The sequence below is a fragment of the Gardnerella sp. c10Ua_244 genome (assembly GCF_055818055.1).
This window is the reverse complement of record NZ_JARFVS010000002.1, coordinates 389,672-415,109: the sequence shown is the minus strand read 5'-3', so window position 1 is coordinate 415,109 and position 25,438 is coordinate 389,672. Positions and strand designations below refer to the sequence as shown.

Sequence of the window (25,438 nt, the reverse complement as noted above, 5' to 3'; positions counted from 1 at the left end):
GTTGTAGTTGATTTGTAACGAATAAAAGATTATAACAAATGTTTATTTTATGCCCGTATACTGTATTCATATATAATATATATGAAGATTTATAAGTATGCGCGATTTACTTGAAAATGGTTGGAGTGAGGAGAAATAATGGCAGAGCGTAAAGATTTATATGGTGATATGGCACCAAGAAGAACACTTCGTAAGGCTCATGCAGTGAAGCGTTCTCGTGCTTTGCGTAAGGGAGTTGCTGGAGTTGCTGTTGCTTCAACTTTGGCAATGATGCTTCCATCTGTTGTGGCTTCCGCGCTTCAGCCTACTCAAAAAGATATTATCGATGCGTCTAATACGACGCAAAAAATGGGCAAAGGTAAGCCTGATGTAGATGAATTGAATATGCAGCGGTGGGGTGCTGGCGTACTCAATAAGGGTGCACAAATTCAAAAGTTTGTAGAGCTTGCGCGCCATGATGCACAAATGCAAAAGTTGCGTGAAGCACAACAGCGTGAGATTGAGCAGCGTGAAATAAATAAGAGTGAAGCAAAGCAGCGCGAATCGCAACAACACGAAGTGCAACAGCGTGATGGAATTGACTCGCAGTTAGGTAGTTCTTCAGAACAGGTTAATTTCGGACATTCTTATGCAGTAAGTGCGCCTGCGCCAGTGCAGCCAGTTCATCCAGCAGTAAAGCCAGAGTCGACTCCAACTTTGAAGCCGACTGCAAAGCCAGAATCAACGTCAACTGCAAAACAAGATGCAAAGCAACCTGCAGAAACAAAGCAACCGGAAGCAAAGCAACCGGAAGAAAATGCTGGTGACGTTAAGCCTGCTGAGGTTAAGCCAGGTGAAAATAAGCAGCCTGCACAACCAGCAAATACGCAGCCTGTAAATACTGAAAGCGCAAAGCCTGCAAACGAGCAGAATACAAGCGCACAATCTTCAAGCACTCACGCAGAAAATGCTCCTGCATTAAGTAATGCAAATGCGCCAAAGGGGCGTGTTCGTAGGTCTGTTGAGAGCGGCGATGGTGCTTCCGACGGGAATAGTGTAACTACTACAACAAGTGCGCCTGCAACCTCGACTGCACCGTCTGCAAATAATGCGTCTGCAGCTCCGACTGCGAACACTGTAGATAATACGACTGCACCGTCTGCTCCTGCACCTTCAACAGGTACAGCGTCTAACGCTGGTGCTGGAACTACAGCGAACCCAAGTACAGAAAATACAACTGCACAAGGTGCAAATGCAAACGTCTCAGGCGAAGAGAAAAGCACTACGCCTGCTTCGAACAATGAGCATCCTTCACCTGCTTCTACATCGAACGCTGGCACAACAACTAATAACGCAGCAACTGATCCAAACAGCCAGGTAATTAAGCCGAATGAGCAGCATCCAACTGCTGAAAACACAGAGCAAGCCAACGAACAGGTACAAACCGACAAAAAGCCAAAAGCCACTTACAATTTGAAAATTCGCTATACGATTGGTGGTGCTGCGAATAAGCAGCTTGTGCAGCCGTATGAGCTTACAATTGATCAAGAAGACTTCGATAATCTAGGCAAAGATGGCAAGTGGGAATACATTGAGCTTCCAAAGGCTGCTGGATACCGTCCGTCCGTATACCACTCCGGTGATTACCAGTACTACATTAAAAACAGCGAAGACAAGTTTGTTATTGACGACGGTACGGATGCGGATGCTAAGCGTTACTTGCGTTTAAGCAAGAAGCTGATTACTGATTACGCTGTAAAGAAAAGGCAGGCTGTTGAAAGCAACAACAGTGCTCAATCTTCGCAGAATCCATCGTCTACGCAGTCAGGTTCGGACGACGGTATTCAGTACTACGGCGAGTTGAATATCAACTACGCTCCTAAAACAGCTAAGTACTATGTGCGTCACTTGGTGCAGGATCTCGATCATAAGGATGAGTTTCACGATGCTCCAAATCTTGGCGTTGGCAAGACTATTGAAGTAACTTACAAAGATGGCAAAAAAGAACGTATCCACGTCACTGAAGTTACTGGCACTGTTGGTTCAGATGTGAGTGCTGTAGCTCTGTACATTCCAGGCTACGAGCCGGAGCATAATCTTATTAGCTCGCCGCTTTCGGATTCTGAAGATGAAAAAGATAAGCTAGTTTTGAACCTTCGCTACTACCGTAAGGCGTATGAAGTTACTTACGATTCTGCTGGCGGCACGGATGTTACTGCTCAAAAAGTGTATTACCAGCAAGATGTGCCACAAGTTACGAAACCAACTAGGCGAGGTTACACTTTTAAAGGATGGTCTTTAGTAGATCCTAGCAAAGAGAGTGATCCGCTTTATGCTGAGAATACTATTGTTTCTCTTGATGACTACAAGATGCCGGATCACAATGTGCAATTCCGCGCTAATTGGGAAGCGAACAATACTACTAGCTACCGCGTGAACGTGTGGGTGCAAAAAGCGGATTTGGTTGACAAAGAGCATCCGGATTCGCTTGCAAACTACGACTTTGTTGGTCTTGTTGAGCGCAAGAACGTGAAGACAGAGAGTGACGTTGCGCTTAATAAGATGAATGATGCCGGCGTTGCTAATGATACTAGTAAGCTTAATGGTAAAAACGAAGATAATTATGTAGAAAACCCAGAGCTTGGCTTAACGAAAGAAGAGTTGCAGGGCACGAAGGATAAGAGTTACAAAGACGGCTTAATTTCAAAGTTCAACTGGATGAACGATACGCCTGTAACAAGCTTAGACGGGTATGATACCGCGAATCCTGGTGACGCTTCAAACAAAGGCAAGGATATATTCACACGCTACTTCCATGTGAATAAGGAGCTTACTAAAAAGCTTAACACTGAGCAACATGATTTTGTGCCGGGTCACCCAGATTTAGGCAAACGTAGTAAATCGCAGCTTTGCGCGAACGACTTAAACAACACTCTTAACTTAGTTTACGACCGCAAGACTTACGAGCTTATTTTTGCTAAGCCTACTGGCGTAGATAGGGGTAACAATGCTGCTATAAAAAGAAAAGACGAAAGCGGCAAAACAACTATTTATTGCTATGCTGATGGTGGCAATTGCTCAACGAAGTATGATAGCGAAAATGAAGATAACGATGGCAACAAAATTGACCATAAGGGCTACCGCGTAAAAGTTCGTTACGGTCAAAAGCTTACTGATATTTGGCCTGATATAAATGAATTAGATTTTAATGAAGAAAATATAGGCTCTTTAGGATGGCAGCTTGGATATGCAGGTGAAGTGAATTATCGTGACACTCCTCCGTATCGTTTTACTATAAAAGAATTTGCTGATCCTAAATTCCGTGTACAAGGTAATAATCAAGCGCCTAAAATTAGTGATGACCCTTCGAATCCTAGTGCACAGCAATACGAGCTAAAAGATAATCAGCGTCTGCTTACTGCTGATATCAGTAGTAAAAGTGCGCCTATACAGGTGATTATTAGGAAGCAAAGTATTGCGTCTGCTAAAAACGGTGGCGATGATATAGGCGACAATGATTATGAGCTTTCAACTGATTCATATAGCAAAGATGATACTGACAATTCGGGTTATTTATATACAGCTCCATCTATTGCAGGTTTTAATCCTGCTGATGGTTATGATAAGAAAAATGTTGGTGATTCGTTAGATCCATTCGACTTTGAAGATAATCGGGAAGAGTGGTATAACGAATCTCATGGTCATGGGAATTGGGATGATTTAAGTGATGATGAGAAGAATGCTTTTGCTAAAAAGTATCATTTAGCATTTCGAAAGTATAGGGGCGTTCCAGTAGATGAACAAGAAGATTATTCTGGTGATGCAACTGAATTTGAAACTAACAAACTACTTGAATTTAGGTACAACCGCAAGTCGTACGATGTGCAGTTTTATAATGCGGATGGCAAGGCTATAAAGGACGGCAATGGCTCTGCTAAAGAGAGCCTGCCGTTCGAGTATAGTTTGACTAAGCGCGGCAAAAAAGATTTGACGGGCGAAGACAAAGAGCTATACGGAAACGATACATCTTATGATGCTTCTGTAACTAAAGACGATGCCGGTAATACGTCTAAGCAGTTCGACGGCAAGTACACTTTCACGCTTAATAACAAGACTTACTCCATCGTTCGCCCTGCTGATTTGCCAGAAGACTATGTGTTTAAAGGCTGGGCTGTTGATCAGGCTGGTACTCAGTTTATAAATGGCGAAAACAAAGATATTACAATGCCAGTCAACGGCATTAAGCTTTACGCTGCGTGGGGTCTTCCAACTGATATTCAGCACACTGTAACGTTTGACTACCATATGCCGAAAACCGACGACAACGGCAATGAAATAAGTGGCTCCGACGTAGTTACGGAAAAGAAGTTCCCTCGCTACCATGTTATTGACGAAAAGAAGATAAGCACCCCAACGCGCAAAGGCTACGACTTCTACGGCTGGGAGATTAAAAAGAACGGCACGACTTTGCCGTACGCTTTTGGCAATAAAGTAGTAGAAGATATAAAGCTTGATGCAGTGTGGGTTAAGGATACTCGCTACAACGGTACTTTTAAGCACATATTCTTAAAGCCAGGCGTAACGTTTGCTGACTATAAGAAAGAGGGTCTTTCAGACGCAGAAAAAGCCGCGATGGTGGATCACGTTTCTACTCAAACGGTTTCCGGCTTGCGCGAGCATTTGCGCTACAATGCGGAAGCAGTCTACAGCGACGAAACGCACTTCCCAGATAAGCAGTTCACGAGCTTTGAAGCCTCGAGTGATGAGAAGCAGAATACTGGCGAGTTTATTTACCAAACGTACAATACGCGCAAGTATAAGGTAAAGTATATTGATCAAAACGGTAAGGAGCTTCTTCCAGAAAGCGAAGTCAGCTCTGTAAACAGAAAGTACGACGTAGTATTCTACAAGCCGATTGAAGGCTTTATGCCGGAAAGTACACAGCAGAATATTACTTATACTACTGATAGCGAAGGTAAGCAGACTAGAGAAGATACATTCATCTTCAAATATAAAGACGTTCGCGTGCTTAAACGCAATGACGATAAGCAAGCTCGCCCAGATCACTACACGCGCTACGTGTTCAAAGTGGCTGATGGTCAAGACTCTATGGGCAGCGTTGTTGACTGGCAGAACAACAATGTAGCTGACGGCTCTGTTCTTGTGTACGACGCAATTAAGGGCACAAAAGCTTATCAAATGCCACTTCCAACAGTGAAAGCAAAGCCTGGATTTGAGTTTGTTGGTTGGACTTCAAAAGTCGGTTCGTCTGAAGTTGGCTCGCATACGCTTCAGTATTCCGATGGTGTGAATCGCTTGCCGATTCGTTCCGAAGAGCAGAACAATCCTGAGGTAATTTACACTGCTCACTTCAAGCTAAAGGCTCCTATTGCCGCAGCTCCGCAAGTGCTTACGCCACTTAAGAATATTAGTACTGGAAGTAGTGATGATGCTAAGAAGCTTATAACGAATGCTAGTGATTATCCAGATGGTGCTACGTTCAGCTTTGCGCCTGGCGAAAAGTTTGACAACACTCCAGGATTACACAAGATTAAAGTGCAAGTGCATCTTGGCAATAACATTGCTGAAGCTGAAGTGCTGTACCGCGTGCTGCCGGATTTGGTGTACGCAAGCGAGTGGGATAAGTTTAAAGCTACTGACTACGGCAAAGCGCATATTGACGAGTATGCGCCGATTACTTTCACCGGCAAGAATGATGAAGGCACTATTATTGGTCACGATGGAGATAATGCCAATCATCCTGCTGGTGAAAAAACTACGCTTACTGCGTACGTTTATAAGGGTAAGGAAGTTAGAATCCGCGTGCCGCAAGCTTTCGGCAATGATTACAGCAACCAGCATTACCACTACGTGTTTAAGGGTTGGGCGACTAATGTTGTAAAGCCGACTGCTGAAAATCCAAAACAAGAGCAGACGTTTGACATAAATTCAAGCGACCGCTACAAGAAAGTAAATTTGCAAGACGGCGTAACTTACCACGCTATTTACAAGCGAATCGACTACTTCTCCAGCTCGTCCGACAATGGAACAGTTCCAGAAGATTCTGTAGTTGCAATCTTCAAGCCTGCTCCAGGACGAAAGTGGAAGGACGGCACAGACGGCCCTAAGGTGTTCTACGTAAAGAAGGGTACTGATCTTTCGCAAATTCCTTACAGTGCTAGCGACCAGACTAGTGCGTTGACAAGGCTTCAAGAGAACCTAACCAATGCTAAGGGAACTTGGAATCGAAGCAGCATGATTAATGGCAAAGAAGAAGTAACGCCTATAGATGATGTTTCGAATTGGAAAGTTGATAAACCATTCCAAGAGTTCGTGGCAGATCAAACCCCTTGGACAGAGCCAACAGTGCAGACTGATTACTTGGTCGCTGTGCAAGATAAGCCTGACACGCTTCCAAAGTTAACCGATTTTATAACTAATATGTCTCAGCTCAAAGCAGATGCTGCTGTGAATAATGGCATAGAAGACATAAAAGTCGAATATGATTTGCCAACTGAAGCTGAACAAAATAAGTTAAAGCAGAAGATGCTTAAGAAGCCTGCTTTGTACACTGTTCCTTTGAAAGTTACAGTTAAGTATAAGGATGCAGCAGATTACAAGACTTATAGACTTGTAGGACGCTTAAAGGTGCTTTATCAGTTGATGTACGATAAGAGCCTACCGAAACCAGATAGTACTCAGCCTTCACATCAGCCTGGCGATACTAATCCTCTTACTGGTGTTGCTGCAGAGCGTGATCTTGTTCTCAATAAGGATAAGTATGTTAAGGTCAACTTTATAAATGCCAATCAAGTTGATCATAAAGATCAGGGCAGCCTTGATAAAGATACTACTAAGCTGTACTACGTTCTTAAAGACGATGTTACGGGCGTAAAAGCTCCGCAAGCTGTTGGCAAGAATTATGACGCTGGTGGATACCATTACGTGTTCAAAGGCTGGAGGAAGCTTGAGAATTTTGTTGATAATGATAATTCTAATGCTCGTTCGAGTGCAAGAAGAGGATTAGCAAATCAACCTGAAATTCCTGTCACTACTTTGATGGTAAGTGAACCAGCATCTGCAACTAGCGTTGATGTGCAAAACGCGAATGATGAAAAGTTGTTATCGAATGATGAGATTCGTAAATTAAAGTACTCTGAAAATACTACATACCAAGCAGTGTATGAAAAGGTGATGAACATCATCGACGCGAAGAGTAATGAGAAAATTCCAGATAACTACGTGCCGTATGTGTTCTTACCAGCTTTCGGAAGGAAGTGGGATGATGGCTCATACAAACCGAAAGTTATCTACTTTAAGTCCGATAGTACTACATATGAAAATGACGTTAATAATAAAACTAATGAGTTAAAGCAACAGCTTAAGGGCTTTAGCAAGTGGGAAGTTTATGATGCAGGCAACAAGCCTGTTCCGTCAACTGACACAAATAAGAATAGACAAATTCGCGTATATGTTGCAAATCAGATTGCTGATATGCCTGTGAATGTATCTCAGTTTGTTAAGAGTGTTGGAGATGAAGTTCCTGCTCCTGATGAGCTTGTGTCTGGTGTTGATCCTAATAACCTAGAGATTGCGGGCATGCACGGTGCTGGTGTAGTTTATTCTTCCGGTGCAAATTCTGTTCGAATTGCGAAGCCTGGAATTACTACCGTTAGAGTGAAGGTTGAAACATCTGATCCAAATAAGAAGGGTGCAAAGATAGTACGTTATGAAAATGTACCTATTCAAGTGCTTCCGAATGTGATTGCAGAGCGAGATTTGCCTTCAGCTGGCAGTCAAGCAGGAAAGTTCATTTTAGAAAACTACACAAAGGTAACGTATGTAGCTGGCAATGGCGGAACTATGCAGTCACCAATGCATACATACTGGGTGCGTAAAGATAGAATGTCTGAAATAAAGAATTATATTCCAGACGTTCTTGCTAACAAAGGTTACATATTCAAGAATTGGGATGAAGTATCTTACTCTAAACATATTGATACCATCTATAACAGTGCTGATAACCACAAATCAACTGATATTGAGCGTGAAACATTAGCTAAGATTGCTGAACGCTATGGCATGTCGTTTACAGCTAATGTAATCCGCAAATCTAAGAATTCTACATTTGCGGCTATAAAGAATATTCTTGCTGAAGCTATAAATAACGAGAATATGAGTTATGAAGCAAGTCGTAATAGATTGGCTATTGTTGCTGAAACATTAGGAAAGTCATATACGGCAAAAATAATTCGTAATTCACAACACTCAACTATTGAAGCTTTGAAGAATTTACTTGTGCACTCTGGTATTACTGACGCCGATATTGCAATGGTATTCCCAGAAAGCGAAACCATTATTACTGCAAACTTCGAGAAGATGGCTCCTATGAAGTTTAAGTTTAGTGGTTCTGCTCGCGAGGGTGTTTTAACGAACTTCAGATTGCAAAACATGACTGAAGGAGATGTTAATAACACAACGGTTACAGTAGACGGCAAGAAAGTAACTATTAACGAGTTAGTTGCTCAAGGCTTAACTTCTGTAAACGGCATTAACGCAAATTGCGCTGGTACTGAATGCAAGATTTCTGGCACGCCTAAGATTGTTGACGGCAAGCCGAAAGTTGAGCTAACGTTTACTACTACCGACAAGTATGGTCGCGAAGCGGAAATTACTGTTGAAATTGATGTGATTTCTGAGAGCAAACCTGCTCCAACGCCTGAACAAGCTATTCCTTCTCTTGATTCTTATACTTCATATGACGTAACTATTGAGAATGAAAAGAAGCAAGAAAAGGATGTAAAAGAAACTGCTGAAGCAAGGCCGGAATTAGCTAAAACTGGTAGCAATACGGTTTCTTCTGCATCCGCTGGTATTTTGTCGGCAGCAATCGCAGCAATTGGTCTCGCGGTTGTAAAGACTGGCAAACACCATCGCAAGCGTCGCAATAATAAATAATTTATTTAAATTTGGAGCGTTTGAATTTTTCATGCGCTCCATTTTTATGCGGATTATAAGCGCGTCGAGGGTGGTGACTAGAATTACGAAGGTTCCGGTTCACGCTTAGCTATTGGGGCTTTGCGACCCGGGTCGCCCGAATTCCATAGGAGACATTATGAAGCAGGGTATTCATCCCGACTATCACGCAGTGCAGGTTACCTGCTCTTGCGGAAGCACTTTCGTAACTCGTTCTACCGCTGATGGCGATCACATGACGGTTGACGTGTGCTCAAAGTGCCACCCATTCTATACCGGCAAGCAGAAGATTCTCGACACCGGCGGTCGCGTGGCTCGCTTCGAGAAGCGCTACGGTAAGAAGACTAAGTAGCTTTTGTGACGCCAGCCCTGCTTTCGTGTAACTCGCGGAATCGGGGCTGGCGTTTTATGTGCTAAACATGTGTGTTTAGTGTTCTACATTTGACATTTAAATTTTTGATTTACAATCCGCGTTAAGCGTGACTACAAAGGAATATGATGGCTGAGTCAGTAGAGGAACAATTCCCGGCAGCAGTTACCGCGTTAGAAGAGTATCGCGATATTGAAAGTCGTATGGGAAGCCCGGAAGTTGCGTCAAATCCGGATGCTATTCGTAAGCTCGGTCGTAGGCACGCAGAACTTGGATCAATCGTAAACGCTTACCTAAATTACAAACAGCTTTGCGACGACTTTGAAGCCGCAAACGAAATGGCAAGCGACGACCCAGATTTTGCTGAAGAAGCTAAGCGCTTAGAAGAGCAGATTCCAGCAGCAAAAGAAAAGCTTCGCACTGCATTAATTCCTAGGGATCCGGATGATGCGCGCGATATGATTATGGAAATTAAAGCTGGCACAGGCGGCGAAGAAGCGGCTTTGTTTGCTGGCGATTTATTGCGTATGTACATGCGTTACGCGGAAAAGCGCGGATGGACTACCGTAATCCAAAGCGAAAATTCAACGGAACTTGGCGGCGTAAAAGACGTGCAGCTTGCGATTCGAGCAAAAGGTACGCCTGCTCCAGAAGATGGCGTGTGGGCAAGCATGAAGTATGAGGGCGGAGTGCATCGCGTGCAGCGAATCCCAGTTACGGAATCGCAGGGACGTATTCAAACTTCCGCAGCTGGCGTAATCGTGTTCCCAGAAGCAGACGAAGATGACGACGAAATCGAAATCGATCCAAAAGATTTGAAGATCGACATTTTCATGAGCTCCGGCCCTGGTGGGCAGTCCGTGAACACTACTTATTCTGCGGTTCGCATGACACATATTCCAACCGGAATTGTTGTTAGCATGCAAGACGAAAAGTCGCAGATTCAAAACCGTGCGGCAGCCCTTCGCGTGTTAAAGTCTCGTTTGCTCGCTATGAAGCACGAGCAGGAGGCAGCAGAAGCGGCGGATATGCGCCACTCACAGGTGCGTTCGCTCGACCGCTCTGAGCGAATCCGCACGTACAATTTCCCAGAAAATCGTATTGTGGATCATCGCACGAATTACAAGGCTTACAATCTTGATCAGGTTCTTGACGGCGATTTGCAGCCTGTTATCGACAGTGATATTCAGGCGGATGAAGCTGACCGCTTAGCGCAAGCCAAGTAAGTCAAGTAAAATTACTGAAATAACCAAGCAATTCTTAAAATGCAAGAACTTTTGCGAGTTTTGCGCGATGCTGTTAAAAAGCTTGATTCTGCAGGCGTGGAGTCAGCAGAATATGATGCACGCTTGCTGCTGGCTCATGCTTGCGGCGTAAGCTTAGCTGAGCTGAACAAGGCGCTAATACTTGGCGATTTAACCGATTTTTCGCAAGATTATGCTAGTAAATATAGCGATTTTGTATCTAGGCGTGCTTCTCGTGAGCCGTTGCAGCATATTGTTGGTCGCGCGCCTTTTCGCTACTTGGATTTGCAAGTTGGTAAGGGCGTTTTTGTGCCGCGGCCGGAAACGGAAATTGTTGTTGAAGCTGGATTGGATTGGCTTAGAGAGTCTGGTATTAGCAAGCCGACGGTAGTCGATTTATGCGCCGGATCGGGCGCAATTGGATTGTCGATTGCGGCGGAAGTTGCAGACGCGCAAGTATGGGCTGTAGAAAAATCTCCTGAAGCTTTCCAATATTTGCAAAAAAATTTCGAAGAAGCTGCAAAAAAGTGGGAAAATATTCAGATTTTCAGTCGCTATCATGCCGTGCTTGCAGACGCAACCAAATCGCATATTTCGGATTGCACGCCGGAACTTCACGCAATTTGTGGCAAAGTAGATTTAGTAATAACGAATCCGCCTTACGTGCCGGAAAGTCAAGTGCCAGAACAGGTTGAAGTGCGAGAGTATGATCCTCCGCTTGCGCTTTATGGCGGTTCTGCGGACGGCTTGCTTATTCCGGAGCAGATTATGCGTGCGGCTTTTGCGCTGCTTAAGTCTGGGGGAGCGATGGTTATGGAGCACGATATTTCGCAAGGGGATGCGCTTAAAAAGTATGCGGAAAGCGTAGGTTTTTCGCGTGCGCGCGTTGGAAACGACTTAACTGGCAGACCGCGGTACACTTTTGCGGAAAAGTAAAATTTTAATCAAAAATAAAACTTGACTCAAACAGAATAAAATAAGCAAAATAAGCAAAATAAGCAATAAAAGAGGCAAAAATGAGCAAAATTTGCAATATCAACGAAGAATCCCTGCAAACGGCAGCGCAAATTATTAACGAAGGCGGCGTGATTGTAGTGCCGACTGACACCGTGTACGGCGTTGCTTGCGATCCATTCAATGAAGCTGCTGTTGCAAAAATTTACGAGCTTAAGCGCAGACCGCGCACAAAGGCGCTGCAAATTTTAATGAGTGGAGTGGGAGATTTAGAAAAACTTGGGCTTTATTTGCCTTCTCCGCTGGATATTCTAGGCAAAAAGTTCCTTCCGGGCGGATATTCTCCGATTGCGCGTGCGAAGAAGGATTCAGTTGCTTCAAATCTTGCAACGCTGTGCAAAACGAATGAAACTGATGCTCAAAACGATGCGAAAACTCAAGCAACTCAAGGCGTGCGCGTGCCGGATTGCCCTGAATTAATGCAAATTTTGCGAGTCACCGGTCCACTGGCTGCTTCTAGCGCGAATCGCAGCGGTAACGAAAGTGCAGACAGTGTAGAAGAAGCATTTGCAGCTTTCGGCAACGAAATTCCGCTGTATTTGAACGCAGGCCCGACTCGCTCGCACGTGGCAAGCACGGTAGTTGGCGCGGATTCAAGCGATAAAGACGGTATTGTGATTTTGCGCGAAGGCGTGATTTCGGAGAGTGAAATTCGTAATGCGTTAAGTGAGTAAGTTTATTAACTTATTTCTGGTACTAAATTTCTGGTACTAACAAATCGCTACAATCAAAATAAGCAAGCGAAAATTTAGCAAACGCTGCTAAAACCAACGAAGTAATCGCATAGCAAAGGACGCATTCATGAGGGTATACCTGTTTATTGCAGCAATTGCAGGCGGTGCTACGTGGCTTATTATGCCGCTTGTTCGTCACCTTGCAATCCGTATGGGTGCTGTTGGCAAAGTTCGCGCGCGCGATGTGCATACTATTCCAACGCCACGTATGGGTGGTGTAGGTATGCTTTTTGGTTTCGCAGTTGCGATGGCTTTCGCTAGTTCTATGCCATTTATTTCCGGGCTTTTTGCAGGAACGCACCAGCCGTGGGTTGTACTAGCAGGAGCCGTTATGATATGCCTGCTTGGGGTATGCGACGACATTTGGGATCTAGATTGGATGCTAAAGCTTGCCGGTCAGCTGCTTATAGCTGTTTTTGTAGCGTGGGGAGGGTTGCAAATCGTAACTTTGCCGCTAGGATCGCTCGTAACGGCATCTCCAAGCGTGTCAATCGCAATAACTGCAATACTAATCGTTGCTTCAATTAATGCAGTAAATTTTGTAGATGGGCTGGACGGACTGGCTTCTGGAATCGTTGCAATCGGCGGCATTGCCTTCGCAACATACTCATACATGCTTGCGCGCACGTCGCCATCCTACGCTTCAATGGCAACTCTTATTGACGTTGCAATGGTAGGTATGTGCGTTGGATTTATTATGCACAATTGGCATCCAGCAAAACTTTTTATGGGTGACTCAGGCTCCATGTTAATCGGCTACTTAATTACTTGCGCGTCGATTATTATGACCGGCCATTTGGATCCTTCCGCCGTTCATACGAGTATTTATTTGCCTGTATTTATGCCGATTTTGTTGCCGATTCTTGTGCTGTTTTTGCCGGTTCTTGACATGTGCTTGGCTATTTTTAGACGTGTTGCTAAAGGGCAGTCGCCAATGCATCCGGATCGCATGCACTTGCATCATCGCATGCTGCGCATTGGGCATTCTGTGCAGGGTGCTGTGCTGATTTTGTGGGGATGGGCTGCGCTAATTGCGTTTGGCTCTATTATGATTTTGTTCTTTAAAGCTGTGTATGTGCTTGTTGGAATGATTCTTGCTGCTGCGCTACTTACTGTGCTCACAATGATGCCGTACTTGCGTTGTCGCCTGCCCGAACTTCGCAATTCGTAACAACTGCTTAATTTTGTTTTTCTTAATGTGGCGTGGCGCTCAAAACGTGCGAGTACGCTCGCGCTATAAGCGCTCGCTACGAAACTCGCGTTGGAAGTCCACTGGACTTCCAACTTGAGCGAGTTCCCGCTCCGAATTGCTTTCGCGCGCGCTGTGCTGCGCTCAAGCATGTCGTCGCGCCCGCGTTTGGAGGGTGCGTTTCGGCAAACGTCATAGCAAAAACGTATAGTAACCCTATGGCTACAACTGATATGAACACGGAATCCGTGTATGCTCCTGTTCCACCAATTTTCGAGAAGCTCGGTCTCGCTTATGACGATGTCCTTTTGCTTCCAAACGAAACTGATGTTATTCCGTCCGAAGTGGATACTTCCACTCGTCTGACTCGCGAAATTACCATGAAAGTGCCGACTATTTCGGCAGCTATGGATACTGTTACCGAGTCCGATATGGCTATTGCCATGGCGCGTAACGGTGGCATTGGAGTACTTCACCGTAATCTTTCTATTGATGATCAAGCTGCGCAGGTTGATATTGTTAAGCGCAGTGAATCCGGTATGATTACCGACCCGCTTACTGTTCACCCAGATGCTACGCTCGCCGATTTAGATAAATTGTGCGGGCGTTTCCATATTTCTGGTCTTCCGGTAGTGGATAGCGAAAATCGTTTAGTTGGTATTATTACCAACCGCGATATGCGTTTCATTGCTTCCGAAGACTACGATCGCTTGAAAGTTAAGGACGTGATGACGCGCGAAAATCTCGTCACCGGTCCTTCAAATATTTCTAAGGAAGATGCTCACCGCTTGCTTGCGGATAACAAGATTGAAAAGTTGCCTTTGGTTGATGCTGAAGGTAAGCTTACAGGCTTGATTACTGTTAAGGACTTTGTGAAGACTGAACAGTATCCGGATGCTACTAAGGATGATCAGGGTCGCTTGCGCGTCGCTGCTGGTATTGGCTTCTTGGGTGATGCTTGGCAGCGTGCGTGCGCTCTTATGGAAGCTGGAGTTGACGTGCTTGTGGTCGATACCGCAAACGGCGAGGCTCGCTTGGCTCTCGACATGATTCGTCGCATTAAGGCAGATAAGGCTTTCGACGGCGTGCAAATTATTGGCGGAAATATTGCAACTCGCCAAGGCGCACAGGCTATGATTGACGCTGGTGTTGATGCTGTAAAGGTTGGCGTTGGTCCGGGCTCTATTTGCACTACGCGTGTTGTTGCAGGCGTTGGTGTACCTCAGCTTACTGCAGTTTACGACGCTGCTCAGGCTTGCAAGGCTGCTGGTATTCCATGCATTGCAGACGGTGGTATTCACTATTCTGGCGATATTGCTAAGGCTTTGGTTGCAGGCGCGGACACTGTTATGCTCGGCGGTACTTTGGCTGGCTGCGAGGAAGCTCCAGGCGAAAAGGTTCTTCTTCACGGCAAGCAGTATAAGCTTTATCGTGGCATGGGCTCGCTTGGTGCAATGGCTCCTCGTGGTAAGAAGTCTTATTCGAAGGATCGTTACTTCCAGGCAGACGTTACCAGCTCCGATAAGGTGGTTCCAGAAGGCGTTGAAGGCGAAGTTCCATATCGCGGTCCGCTTAACGCTGTGCTTTACCAGCTCCTCGGCGGCTTGCACCAGTCAATGTTCTACGTTGGTGCGCACAATATTAAGGAAATGCAAGAGCGCGGCCGCTTTATTCGCATTACTGATGCTGGCCTTCGCGAATCTCATCCTCACGATATTGTGATGACTGCAGAAGCACCAAACTACAGTGGTTTCCACAACTAAGTCGCGTGGTGCGTAAGTTGCGCGATTAAATCGCGTATAAGTCGCGTATAAATCGCAAGTAATTTTGCATTAAACGACGAAAAGTTAAGCAAGTTATCTACAACTTGCCTGCTTTTCGTCGTTTTTAATACGCGTCTCGTCGGTACGAAGATGTAGGCTGATGGGTTCGAAAAAATATTAGGAAAGGAACGAAAATGGCTGAAGCTAAGGAAGATCTTACGTTTACGCCGGAAGAGTCGCGCTTAATTTGGATTGATTGCGAGATGACTGGACTCGATATTTTCCATGACGAATTATGCGAAGTATCTGTAGTTCCAACTGATTTTAATCTGAAAGTTTTGGACGACGGAATTGATTTAGTGATTAAGCCAAGCGACGCCGCTGTGGCTCATATGAACGATTTTGTGCGCAATATGCACACTTCTTCTGGACTTGTTGACGAGTGGAATAAAAACGGTTTGCCTTTGGAAGAAGCGCAAAAGCAGGTAGTTGAATACGTAAAGCGCTTCCTGCCGGCTCGCGGAAAAGCTCATCTTGCTGGAAACTCCGTTGGTTCCGACAAAAAGTTCCTCGACCGTTACATGCCAGATTTAATGGCAAATCTGCACTATCGTGTAATCGACGTAAGTACGTTGAAGGAAATTTCGCGCAGGCTTTACCCGGACGTTTACCGCAATAAGCCGGCAAAACACGGCGGTCACCGCGCGCTCGCGGATATTATTGAGTCGATTGATGAGCTTCGTTACTACCGCGATATGATGTTCGTTCCAGCTCCAGGCCCAAGCGAGTCTCAAGCAAAAGCCGGTGCGCAACACATTGAAAGCACGAGCTTGCTTCGTGACTATGAGCGTCGCGGAGAGGCGCTAGAAGACGTAAATTCCGCAGAAAAGCGCGACTACTAAACACAACGCTACTATTAAATAAAGCGCGACTACTAAACGCAATAAAAGGTACTGCCAATGAAGCAATCCGAAGCCTTAACCATAATCAACGCTGGCGCGAGCGCGTTCATTACCGGCGCTCCGGGTGCAGGTAAAACCTACGTATTAAACGAAGCTATTCGCGCAATGCGAAAGAACGGTTTAAGCGTTGCTGTAACTGCCTCTACCGGTATTGCGGCAACGCACTTAAACGGTCAAACCATTCACTCGTGGAGTGGAGTTGGAGTTTCAAACGCGCTTACGGATACGCTTCTTAAAACAATTAGAGCTAGGCGAGGAAAGCGCATAAAAGCCACGGACGTGCTCGTGTTGGACGAAGTTTCCATGATTCACGCGTGGCTTTTTGACATGGTTGATGAAGTTTGCCGGAAGGTGCGCAAAAATCCCGCTCCTTTCGGCGGGCTTCAAGTAGTTATTTCGGGCGACTTCTTCCAATTGCCGCCTGTTAGCACTTCTATGCGAAATCGTGACGTGTTCGAGCCGAGCTCGGAGTTTATTTCGTCGCGCGAAAAGTATACTGCAGCTGGAAAAAATCCGGAAGGCTATATTACGGAATCGTTTGCATGGGACGCTTTGAAACCTGTTGTGTGTTACTTAACTGAGCAACATCGTCAGGATGACGGCAAGTTGCTAGAAGTTTTGACGGATATTCGTAGCGGTCTCGTGAGTGACGACGATAAGCAAGTGCTTGCTAGCCGCCTTGGTGAGTATCCGCAAGATGACGAAGTTGCAGTACATCTTTTCCCAACGAACGCGCAAGCAGATGGCTTAAATAATATGCAGCTTGCGGAAATTAATGCTGAGCCTCACGAATTCGTTGCAACGGAAGCAGGACCTAAAAATCTCGTTGAGCGCTTAAAAAAGAATATGCTTGCTCCGGAACGTTTAGTTTTAAAGGCTGGAGCTGCTGTAATGGCGTTGCGAAACGATCAGGAAAAGCAGTACGTAAACGGCTCGGTTGGGCGTGTTTTGAGATTCGCGCCTGAATCTAAGGGCGGATGGCCGATTGTTGAGTTTGAAAATGGCAATATTGTGACTCTTAAGCCTGCAGCGTGGGAAATGACAGATGGTGAAACGGTACTTGCCAGCGTAAATCAAGTGCCGCTTCGTTGCGCGTGGGGAATTACGATTCATAAATCGCAAGGTATGACTCTCGACAGTGCGGTAATGGATTTGCGTAGAACTTTCGCTCCCGGAATGGGTTACGTTGCGCTTTCGCGTGTGGAAAATCTGCAAGGTCTTTACTTAGAGGGTATTAACGAGCGCGCGTTTAGCGTTTCGGCGGATGCTGTACTGCTAGACGGATCTTTGCGTGAGGCGTCAAGGTGCGCAAGTGAGCTGCTTGCTAGCGATGGAGCTTCCGCGTTTGTTGCTAAAAAAGCAGATGGTGATTTTGCGGATCAGCAGGAGTTTAGTCTTTTTGAAAATGCCGGTGATGGCGTTACGGACGAATTTTCTTTCGACGACGAGTTTTAATATTCTATAAGCTTTTGCCTTGCGCACGGCATAAACTACTCGCGGCTGAGTCGTTTTGGTTGGATTTTGCCTTAGAAGCGGCATAAACTACTCACACCTGAGTTGTTTTGGTCGCTTTGTTATATTTTTGCACGTTATGATTTAATCGAGTATTACTTTTGTTGATGCGTGTAAACAAGTGTTTATGTCCTCATGCGCAAATAGATTGGAACGCATGAATTCCAATGTACTTCGTATGTCTCAGCTATTCCTTCGTACGCTGCGCGAGGATCCTGCAGACGCGGACGTGACTTCCGCAAAACTTATGCAGCGCGCAGGCTATATTCGTAAATCTGCACCAGGTGTGTGGACTTGGCTTCCGCTAGGACTTAAGGTTTTGAACAAGGTTCAGGCGATTATTCGCGACGAAATCAACGGTATCGGTGCGCAGGAAGTTCACTTCCCGGCACTTCTTCCGCGCGAGCCTTACGAGGCTACCAACCGTTGGGAAGAATATGGCGACAATATCTTCCGTCTTAAGGATCGTCATGAGGCTGACTATCTTCTTGCTCCAACGCACGAAGAAGTTTTCACGCTTCTCGTTAAGGATATGTATTCTTCTTACAAGGATTTGCCTGTTACTTTGTACCAGATTCAAACGAAGTATCGCGACGAATTCCGCCCGCGCGCTGGCCTTATTCGCGGCCGCGAGTTTATTATGCAGGATGGTTATTCGTTCTCGATTGACGAAGATGGTTTGAGATCTGCTTACGTTGAGGAGCGCGCTGCTTACGCTCGAATTTTCGACCGTTTGGGCATTAAATACGTGATTGTTCACGCTGTTTCCGGCCCAATGGGTGGCTCTGATTCCGAAGAGTTCTTGGCTCCAATGCCAATTGGTGAAGATACTTTTGCGCTCGCACCTTCAGGAAAAGCTTGGAATGTTGAGGCTCTTACCACTCCAGAAATTCAAGATGTTGATTATTCGGCAACTCCTGCAGCGCAATCTCTCGAAACTCCAGACGCTAAGACGATTGAAGCTTTGGTTAAGGTTTCTAACGACTTGCATCCGTGTAAAGATGGTCGCGAATGGCAAGCTTCCGACACTTTGAAGAACCTTATTATTGCTGTTAAGCATCCGGCAGACGCTGAAGGCGGCGAGCATGAGGAGCCATGGCGCGAAATCGTTGCTATTGGTATTCCGGGAGATCGCCAGGTAGATATGAAGCGTCTCGAGGCTCAGTTTGCTCCTGCGGAAATCGAAGAAGCAACTGAGGAAGATTTGAAGTCTCATCCTGAGTTTGTTAAGGGCTACATTGGCTTTAGCGTATTAGGTCCTCAAGCTCGCAAAGAGGGTAGGGGTATTGCAAATCCTGTTCGCTACTTGATGGATGCTCACGTTGCAAAGGGAAGTGCTTGGATTACAGGAGCTGACGAAGACGGAAAGCATGTTTATAACGCTGTTTACGGTCGCGATTTTGAAGCGGACGGTGTTGTTGAAGCAGCCCAGGTTCGTGACGGTGATATGAGCCCAGATGGTTCCGGTCCGCTTAGCTTCGAACGCGGTGTGGAAATCGGCCAGGTGTTCCAGCTTGGCTTAAAGTATTCTAAGGCTTTGGGCTTAAGTGTTCTTAACGAAAACGGTAAAGCTGTGCCAGTTTGGATGGGTTGCTACGGTATTGGCGTTAGCCGCGTGATTGCATGCTTGGCAGAAACACATCACGACGACGCTGGTCTCGCATGGCCTATGGCGATTGCTCCAGCTCAAGTTCACGTGGTTGCAACAGGCAAAGATCAAGTTGCTTTCGATGCTGCTGAAAAGGTTGTTGAGGAGCTTAGCAAGCAAGGCATCGAAGTAATCTTTGACGACCGTCCAAAGGTTTCTCCAGGCGTAAAGTTCAAGGATGCTGAGCTTGTTGGCGTGCCGCTGATTGCTGTTGCTGGTCGCGATACAGTGAACAATGGCACTATTGAAATCCGCAATCGTGATGGCTCAAACGTTGAGGCAGTTCCAGTTGACGAAGCTGCCGCTCGAATCGTATCTCGCGTAAACGATTTGCTTAAGTAACGGCCTGTTTTACAATTTGCCGCCAGGAATATTGATTCTTGGCGGCATTATTTTATTGTATTCATATTAATTTATTGTGCTGTGAGTTTAGTGGATTTCTCGAATTGCGATTTTATTTTCCTTAAATATCAGTTTCGCCTCCAAATTCGTCATTCGAAATGTTTGCGTTAGAGTTATTTTGTTGTGCATTGTTCTTCTGCTGTACTTGATTACTTTCTTTCGTATGATCATTTTTAGCGGAATCAGCGTTTCTTTTTGTAAATTGCGTAGTTCCGCGATTTAAATCGTGCCCAATAGCAGAAGCTTCCAAAATTACGCGATTATAATCGTTTCCATCTTTCGTCCAGTTTTCTGTACTCAAGTTGCCGTATACAACGATTGCATCGCCTTTATGAACGCTTTTTAGCACGTTTGAAGCCAAAGTCCTATACGCTTTCACAGTCATCCAAGTAGTTGGACGCTCATGCCATTGCTGTTCGTCGTTGCGGTAATATGATTGCGTGCTCGCGATTCGTAGCGAACAAGCCGGAGAATTTTCACTTCGCCCAAAGTTTACAGGCTCAGCGCCTACGTATCCACTAATAGTCACGGTCGACTGTTGTTGTGCCATATTTCATAGTCCTTTCACAAATGGACTGCAGCCATTTCAGCCCCGGAATACAGAGCCATCATTGCCTCTGAGCTTCGCAGCCACGAGGAAATGCCGCAGTAATAACAACTATGAACTTTGCGCAACAACTTTGCCAGCAAACTTTTCTATTGTGGTTAAAACCTAGGTTTTATCCACAATGTAATTGATCTCTTGACTACAGCAAAATATTTAGTAAAAGCTCAACAATTAACTGTACATGCGTAATAATTTCTCATTGCAGGGTAGTATTGAGCAAACGTATTGAAAATATTGAATGTAGTGAAGAAGATATTTATGGTGGAAAGTAATCGGCAATATGCAAAGCATAAATCTAATATGCGCATAAGTTGGGTTAGTATCCTTGTTATTTCGGCTGTATGCCTAACTGTGTGCGCAATATCGCAAAATTTTGCTGATTTTACTTTAGAACATTCTAAGGCGTATCATCAGGCGTATAATCGCGAATATCATCATAAGTATCATCAGAATCCAATAATTCAAACAACTAATTTTGCTTCTTCTGCAGCTTTTATTCAGTCAAGTAATGTAGCGCGTTACGTTCTTTCTTATATTCGAAACGCAAGATCTAGGCTTTACGATGATCGCAGCACGTATTTTAATGGCGTTCCTTTGCAAGATTACGTGAGCCGCTACGGCCTTACTAAAGAAGCGTATGTTAATAATATTCAGTACGATTCTGCAAATGAAGAGGATGCTTTCCGTCGCGCGCAAGAAACCGCTCAGCATGGACAGTTTGGCCATTTTGGCCCAGATGGTGTGAGTGAACCTGATTACACTGGCCGAAAGGCGTGGGGTGAAAATTTAAGTTGGGGTGTGGATCTTGCTGGTTCTATGCAATTGTGGATTCAAGATGAAGAGTCGGCTTTGCGCGCAACCGGCGGAAGTTTTAACGAAGATAATGGCCATTTGTATCAGATTTTGAATCCTAGCAATATTTCTTTTGGTTACGGAGAGGCTTCGGGTGGCTCTTATGGTGTTGTTGGAGCGTTGACACTGTCGGAATATAACGGTGATATTGATTATCCGGATGGAAAGATTGGCCCAGAATCTCCCGAAGAGCAAAAAAAGCGTGCTGAAGAGGAGCGAAAGAAGAAGGAAGAGCAGAAGCGTAAAGACGAGGAAGCTAAGAAGAAAAAAGCTTTGGCTAAAAAGAAGCATTTGCAGCATAAGCATCATAAAAAGTTAGCGAAATCTATGAAGAAAAATGCTTCAACGTATAAATTTATTGTGATTATTTCTGCGGTTTTAAGCGTGCTTGTTTTGTGCGCAATTGCAGTGGTAGCTTGGATTTTCTTAAGACGAAGAATGATTTCTAAAAATAGTTTGCACGTGAAGCATATTGCGCGTAGCAAAACAAGTCTACATTTAGAGCAACGCCGTTAGTTTGGCATTCTCGTGATTAAGCTCATTCTATGTTATAGATATTTATTACATGAAAATTTATAGATAGTTATTTTATTTATACAAATAATTGCTTATGATTCTGTATATGGAAGGTAATATTTCTTATGCTATCGGCATTGACGTCGGTTTAAATTCAGTAGGTCTTGCTGCGATTCGTTTGGATAATAATGGTGAACCTATAAGAATACTTAAAGCAATGAGTGTTATTCATGATGCTGGTATTGATCCAAATGGGGCAAAAGAATCTGATACGCGTAAAGCAATTTCTGGTGTCGCGCGGCGCGTGCGCAGGCTGTATCGTCAGCGCAGACGTCGTTTGCAGAAACTTGATTTTCTATTGCATTCATTGGGTTTTCCTGTTGTTGAAAACAAGGATTTAGATTTTTCTGATTCGTTTACTCCATGGATTTTTCGTGCAAAACTTGCTGATGAATATATTGCGGATGAAAAACAACGTAAACAAATGTTAAGCGTTGCAATTCGTCATATTGCTAGACATCGTGGTTGGCGCAATCCTTATCAGTCAATAAAATCAATGACACAAGAGACTGAGTATTCTGAATTTTACAATGAGTTGCTAAAAAATATTGAAAAGTTTGCGCCGGGAGTAAGTTGTGAAGGTTCTACGCCTGCGCAATTAGTGCGTGATTATCTTTTATCACAACAAGGTAAAGCCTCGCGTCGCTTACGTATAACTACGGACGATAGAAGGAAAAATCATCCAAACTCATTAGATCCTGTTTTACCACGTAAGCTAATGCAAAGTGATAACATGCTTGAGATTCTCAATATTTTCAATGTGCAACATATTGATAACAAGTATGTTAGAGAGCAGATTATTAATGCTGTTTTTTATGCGAAATCTCCGCGTGGATCTGCAGAAAATCGTGTTGGCAAGGATGCTATAACAGGAAAGGGTAAGCGTGCACTAAAGGCATCGTTAGCGTTTCAGAAATATCGAATCATATCTACTATTTCTAATCTGCGCATAAGAGAAAATTCAAAAGAGCGTTGTTTAACAATAGAAGAAAAGCAAAGTGTTTATAAATTATTAACAACTTCGACTGATGAGTATTCAAAAGAGAAAAGCGCTGAAGCGCCATTATATACTTGGATTGATGTAGCTGATTGCCTCGGAATTGAACGCTATAAGTTGCGTGGAGTAGGATCGCAAATAGAAGATGGAGAATCTGTTGGTAATCGTCCTCCAATGTTGAATAGTGAGTTAGCTATTCTTTATGCGAATGCTAAATCTTTAAAGCAATCGTTGATTACTTGGTGGTTAGCTGCTAATCGTACGCAAGAAGATAAAGAAGCTTTTATTGAGATATTGAGCAACACGGTAGACATAGAAGCAATTCATGATAATCCTGAATATCAAGATAAGTACGGTTCAGTAATAGCGTTTATTGATTCAATGGATGAAACAGAAATTGCGGCATTAGAAAATATTTCATTACCTAATGGTCGTGCTGCTTATAGTTTGGAAACATTAGATAAACTCAATAAGCAAATGCTTGAAACTGATGATGATTTATTTGAAGCGCGCAAAAAGTTATTTAATTTACCCAATAATTGGCGTCCATCTGAATCTCCTATTGCAGAGCCAACAGGTAATCCTTCAGTTGATCGAGTATTGAAAATTGTGCATCGATTCCTTATAAGTGCTAAAAATCGTTGGGGTAATCCTGAACGTATTAATATTGAACATGTTCGTTCTGGATTCCAATCTAAAAAAATGGCGAATTCATATAAGAAATTATTAGATAAACGAACCAAAGGCAAAGAAAATCTTAAAGCAATGATGCGGAATTCTTTGCATTTAGGCACGAGTGATTCTATTTCAGATGCAGATATACGTCGTTATGAGGCTGTTCAACGTCAGAATGGGCAATGTTTGTATTGTGGCTCTGAGATTACTTATCATACTTGCGAGCTAGACCATATTGTTCCGCGTAAGGGACCAGGTTCTACGAATACTCGTGAGAATTTAGTTGCTACTTGCTCATCATGTAACGCGCAAAAGTGTAATACTCCTTTTGCAACTTGGTGCGAACAGTCTACATATTGCAAGAATCATGATATTAGTGTAGATTCCGCTATTAATCGGGTTCGTGCTTTTATTTTCCCTCCTAACTCATACGACAAACGCGGTGCTAGCCAATTCAAAAAAGAAGTTATAGCTCGCCTGAAACAAAAAGTTGGTGATGAAGCGTTCGATAATCGCTCTATTGAATCGGTTGCATGGATGGCAAACGAATTGCATCGTAGAATTGATTGGTATTATAATTCGCAGAATTATCAAACAAACAATGGTATTTCCGATATAACTAATAAAGCTCAAACAAATGTTGGAGTTTATGCTGGATCGCTTACTGCTATAGCAAGAAGAATGTCTGGAATTGACGGAAAACTAGAGTTCTTTGATGGTAGAAGAAAAACTCGTTTTGATAGACGACATCATGCAGTTGATGCATCAGTAATTGCAATGATGACTCCAGGAATAGCTCAAATACTTGCAATTAAATGCAATCTGCGTGAAACACAGTTATTGCAAGGTAATAAAGTGGTTCCCGGTGGTATTGATTGGAAAGAATATCCAACGGCGAATGATCAAGGATATCAGCAATATGCTAATTGGTCTGTTCGTATGAATGCGTTATTGGAACTTCTTAATGAAGAAATGAGAGCTGATCGTATTGCTGTGGTTAATTCTATTCGTTTGAGATACAGTAATTCTTCTGTTCACAAAGATGATGTACATGCATTATTAAAGTTGCACGTCGGCGATGAAATCGACAGTGAAACAATCCGACGTGCTTCTACTCCTGCACTTTATTGTGCTTTGACAAGGAATCCTGATTATGATGTAAATAATGGTCTTCCTGAAAATACAGATAGAACTATCCTGTTGCATGATAAGAAGTTAAATGCAGACGATTCAATTACTTTTTTCAAATCAAAAGCAGCACAACTTTTCGTACGAGAAGGTTCTGTAGAGATTGGTAATTCTATCCATCATCTACGCATTTATGAATACTTTGAAAAGTTAAAGAGTGGGAAAGTTAAAAAATCCTATGGAATGATTCGTGTATTTCAAAATGATTTGCATAGATATATTCATGAAGATTTATTCTCGTGTGATTTGCCTGAGCAATCTATCTCAATGAGATATGCTGATACGAAAGTCGCTCATGCTGTGCAAACAGGTAATGCTAATTATCTCGGATATCTTGTGCCTGGTGATGAAATTATCGTTGATTTTAGTCATGTTAAATTATCAGGATATATTGGTGAATTTGTAGAATTCTTAAACAAGATAGGAGCAAATTGTGCAGCATATAAGCATTGGGTGGTTGCGGGTACGGATGATAAAACAACTTTGATACTTAAACCATCGATGATTTCTTCTGAAGGAATTGACAAGTTGTATTCGAATTGCGAGCGAAATAACTTCGATTATGCTTCTTATGAAAAATCTATTGATAAGATTCTAGTTGATAAAGGTTGGCGTATTTCGGTTAATGTATTGGATCAGTATAAAGCAGCGACTATTCGACGTAATGCGTTAGGTGAGCCTCGTTGGGCATCGCGTTCTCATTTACCTATTTCTTGGAGTTGGGATACTGGAGAAAATAGAGAATAGAGG

The 25,438-nt window shown here is 43.9% G+C and carries 13 protein-coding genes; 12 read left to right on the top strand and 1 reads right to left on the bottom strand.

The window, feature by feature from the left end; all coding sequences use genetic code 11:
- The first annotated feature begins 138 nt into the window (after positions 1-138).
- The 10 genes from P0108_RS04940 (at position 139) to P0108_RS04895 (ending at position 19,733) form a co-directional block, all read left to right on the top strand.
- A complete protein-coding gene (locus P0108_RS04940) occupies positions 139-8,937 on the top strand; it encodes an InlB B-repeat-containing protein (protein WP_473730812.1) in 8,799 nt (2,932 codons plus the stop codon).
- 157 nt (positions 8,938-9,094) lie between these two features.
- Complete coding sequence (gene rpmE / locus P0108_RS04935; protein WP_004118797.1) at positions 9,095-9,307, top strand: 50S ribosomal protein L31; 213 nt, start codon at positions 9,095-9,097, stop codon at positions 9,305-9,307.
- A 146-nt stretch (positions 9,308-9,453) separates the two neighbouring features.
- Complete coding sequence (prfA, locus tag P0108_RS04930) at positions 9,454-10,551, top strand: peptide chain release factor 1 (RefSeq protein WP_012914392.1); 1,098 nt, start codon at positions 9,454-9,456, stop codon at positions 10,549-10,551.
- 39 nt (positions 10,552-10,590) lie between these two features.
- Complete coding sequence (gene prmC, locus P0108_RS04925; protein ID WP_102703200.1) at positions 10,591-11,505, top strand: peptide chain release factor N(5)-glutamine methyltransferase; 915 nt, start codon at positions 10,591-10,593, stop codon at positions 11,503-11,505.
- Between the two features lie 80 nt (positions 11,506-11,585).
- A complete protein-coding gene (locus tag P0108_RS04920) occupies positions 11,586-12,257 on the top strand; it encodes an L-threonylcarbamoyladenylate synthase (protein WP_174182530.1) in 672 nt (223 codons plus the stop codon).
- A gap of 127 nt (positions 12,258-12,384) precedes the next feature.
- A complete protein-coding gene (locus tag P0108_RS04915; protein WP_004108465.1) occupies positions 12,385-13,488 on the top strand; it encodes an MraY family glycosyltransferase in 1,104 nt (367 codons plus the stop codon).
- Between the two features lie 236 nt (positions 13,489-13,724).
- Complete coding sequence (gene guaB / locus P0108_RS04910) at positions 13,725-15,269, top strand: IMP dehydrogenase (RefSeq protein ID WP_004108463.1); 1,545 nt, start codon at positions 13,725-13,727, stop codon at positions 15,267-15,269.
- Positions 15,270-15,463: 194 nt separating this feature from the next.
- On the top strand, positions 15,464-16,171 hold the full coding sequence (orn, locus tag P0108_RS04905; RefSeq protein WP_004107431.1) for an oligoribonuclease: 708 nt from the start codon (positions 15,464-15,466) through the stop codon (positions 16,169-16,171).
- A gap of 57 nt (positions 16,172-16,228) precedes the next feature.
- Positions 16,229-17,686 carry an ATP-dependent DNA helicase gene (locus P0108_RS04900; RefSeq protein ID WP_410311079.1) on the top strand — a complete coding sequence of 486 codons (1,458 nt, stop codon included), beginning with the start codon at positions 16,229-16,231 and terminating at the stop codon, positions 17,684-17,686.
- A 214-nt stretch (positions 17,687-17,900) separates the two neighbouring features.
- The gene (locus P0108_RS04895; protein ID WP_410311080.1) at positions 17,901-19,733 is read left to right on the top strand and encodes a proline--tRNA ligase; all 1,833 of its coding nucleotides are present in this window, start codon (positions 17,901-17,903) and stop codon (positions 19,731-19,733) included.
- Between the two features lie 121 nt (positions 19,734-19,854).
- On the opposite strand, the gene P0108_RS04890 is transcribed toward P0108_RS04895, so the two are convergent.
- Positions 19,855-20,343, bottom strand: a complete 489-nt coding sequence (locus tag P0108_RS04890; RefSeq protein ID WP_421793123.1) for a single-stranded DNA-binding protein — start codon at positions 20,341-20,343, stop codon at positions 19,855-19,857.
- 315 nt (positions 20,344-20,658) lie between these two features.
- On the opposite strand from P0108_RS04890, the gene P0108_RS04885 reads away from it, so the two are divergent.
- A complete protein-coding gene (locus P0108_RS04885) occupies positions 20,659-21,768 on the top strand; it encodes a CAP domain-containing protein (protein WP_473730811.1) in 1,110 nt (369 codons plus the stop codon).
- A 106-nt stretch (positions 21,769-21,874) separates the two neighbouring features.
- Positions 21,875-25,435 carry a type II CRISPR RNA-guided endonuclease Cas9 gene (gene cas9, locus P0108_RS04880; protein WP_473730810.1) on the top strand — a complete coding sequence of 1,187 codons (3,561 nt, stop codon included), beginning with the start codon at positions 21,875-21,877 and terminating at the stop codon, positions 25,433-25,435.
- Positions 25,436-25,438: the final 3 nt, after the last annotated feature.

What these genes read in the sequence shown, in the direction of transcription:
- P0108_RS04940 (WP_473730812.1), top strand. Translation starts at nt 139, where the DNA reads ATGGCAGAGCGTAAAGATTTATATGGTGATATGGCACCAAGAAGAACA.
- rpmE (WP_004118797.1), top strand. Translation starts at nt 9,095, where the DNA reads ATGAAGCAGGGTATTCATCCCGACTATCACGCAGTGCAGGTTACCTGC.
- prfA (WP_012914392.1), top strand. Translation starts at nt 9,454, where the DNA reads ATGGCTGAGTCAGTAGAGGAACAATTCCCGGCAGCAGTTACCGCGTTA.
- prmC (WP_102703200.1), top strand. Translation starts at nt 10,591, where the DNA reads ATGCAAGAACTTTTGCGAGTTTTGCGCGATGCTGTTAAAAAGCTTGAT.
- P0108_RS04920 (WP_174182530.1), top strand. Translation starts at nt 11,586, where the DNA reads ATGAGCAAAATTTGCAATATCAACGAAGAATCCCTGCAAACGGCAGCG.
- P0108_RS04915 (WP_004108465.1), top strand. Translation starts at nt 12,385, where the DNA reads ATGAGGGTATACCTGTTTATTGCAGCAATTGCAGGCGGTGCTACGTGG.
- guaB (WP_004108463.1), top strand. Translation starts at nt 13,725, where the DNA reads ATGGCTACAACTGATATGAACACGGAATCCGTGTATGCTCCTGTTCCA.
- orn (WP_004107431.1), top strand. Translation starts at nt 15,464, where the DNA reads ATGGCTGAAGCTAAGGAAGATCTTACGTTTACGCCGGAAGAGTCGCGC.
- P0108_RS04900 (WP_410311079.1), top strand. Translation starts at nt 16,229, where the DNA reads ATGAAGCAATCCGAAGCCTTAACCATAATCAACGCTGGCGCGAGCGCG.
- P0108_RS04895 (WP_410311080.1), top strand. Translation starts at nt 17,901, where the DNA reads ATGAATTCCAATGTACTTCGTATGTCTCAGCTATTCCTTCGTACGCTG.
- P0108_RS04890 (WP_421793123.1), bottom strand. Translation starts at nt 20,343, where the DNA reads ATGGCACAACAACAGTCGACCGTGACTATTAGTGGATACGTAGGCGCT.
- P0108_RS04885 (WP_473730811.1), top strand. Translation starts at nt 20,659, where the DNA reads ATGGTGGAAAGTAATCGGCAATATGCAAAGCATAAATCTAATATGCGC.
- cas9 (WP_473730810.1), top strand. Translation starts at nt 21,875, where the DNA reads ATGGAAGGTAATATTTCTTATGCTATCGGCATTGACGTCGGTTTAAAT.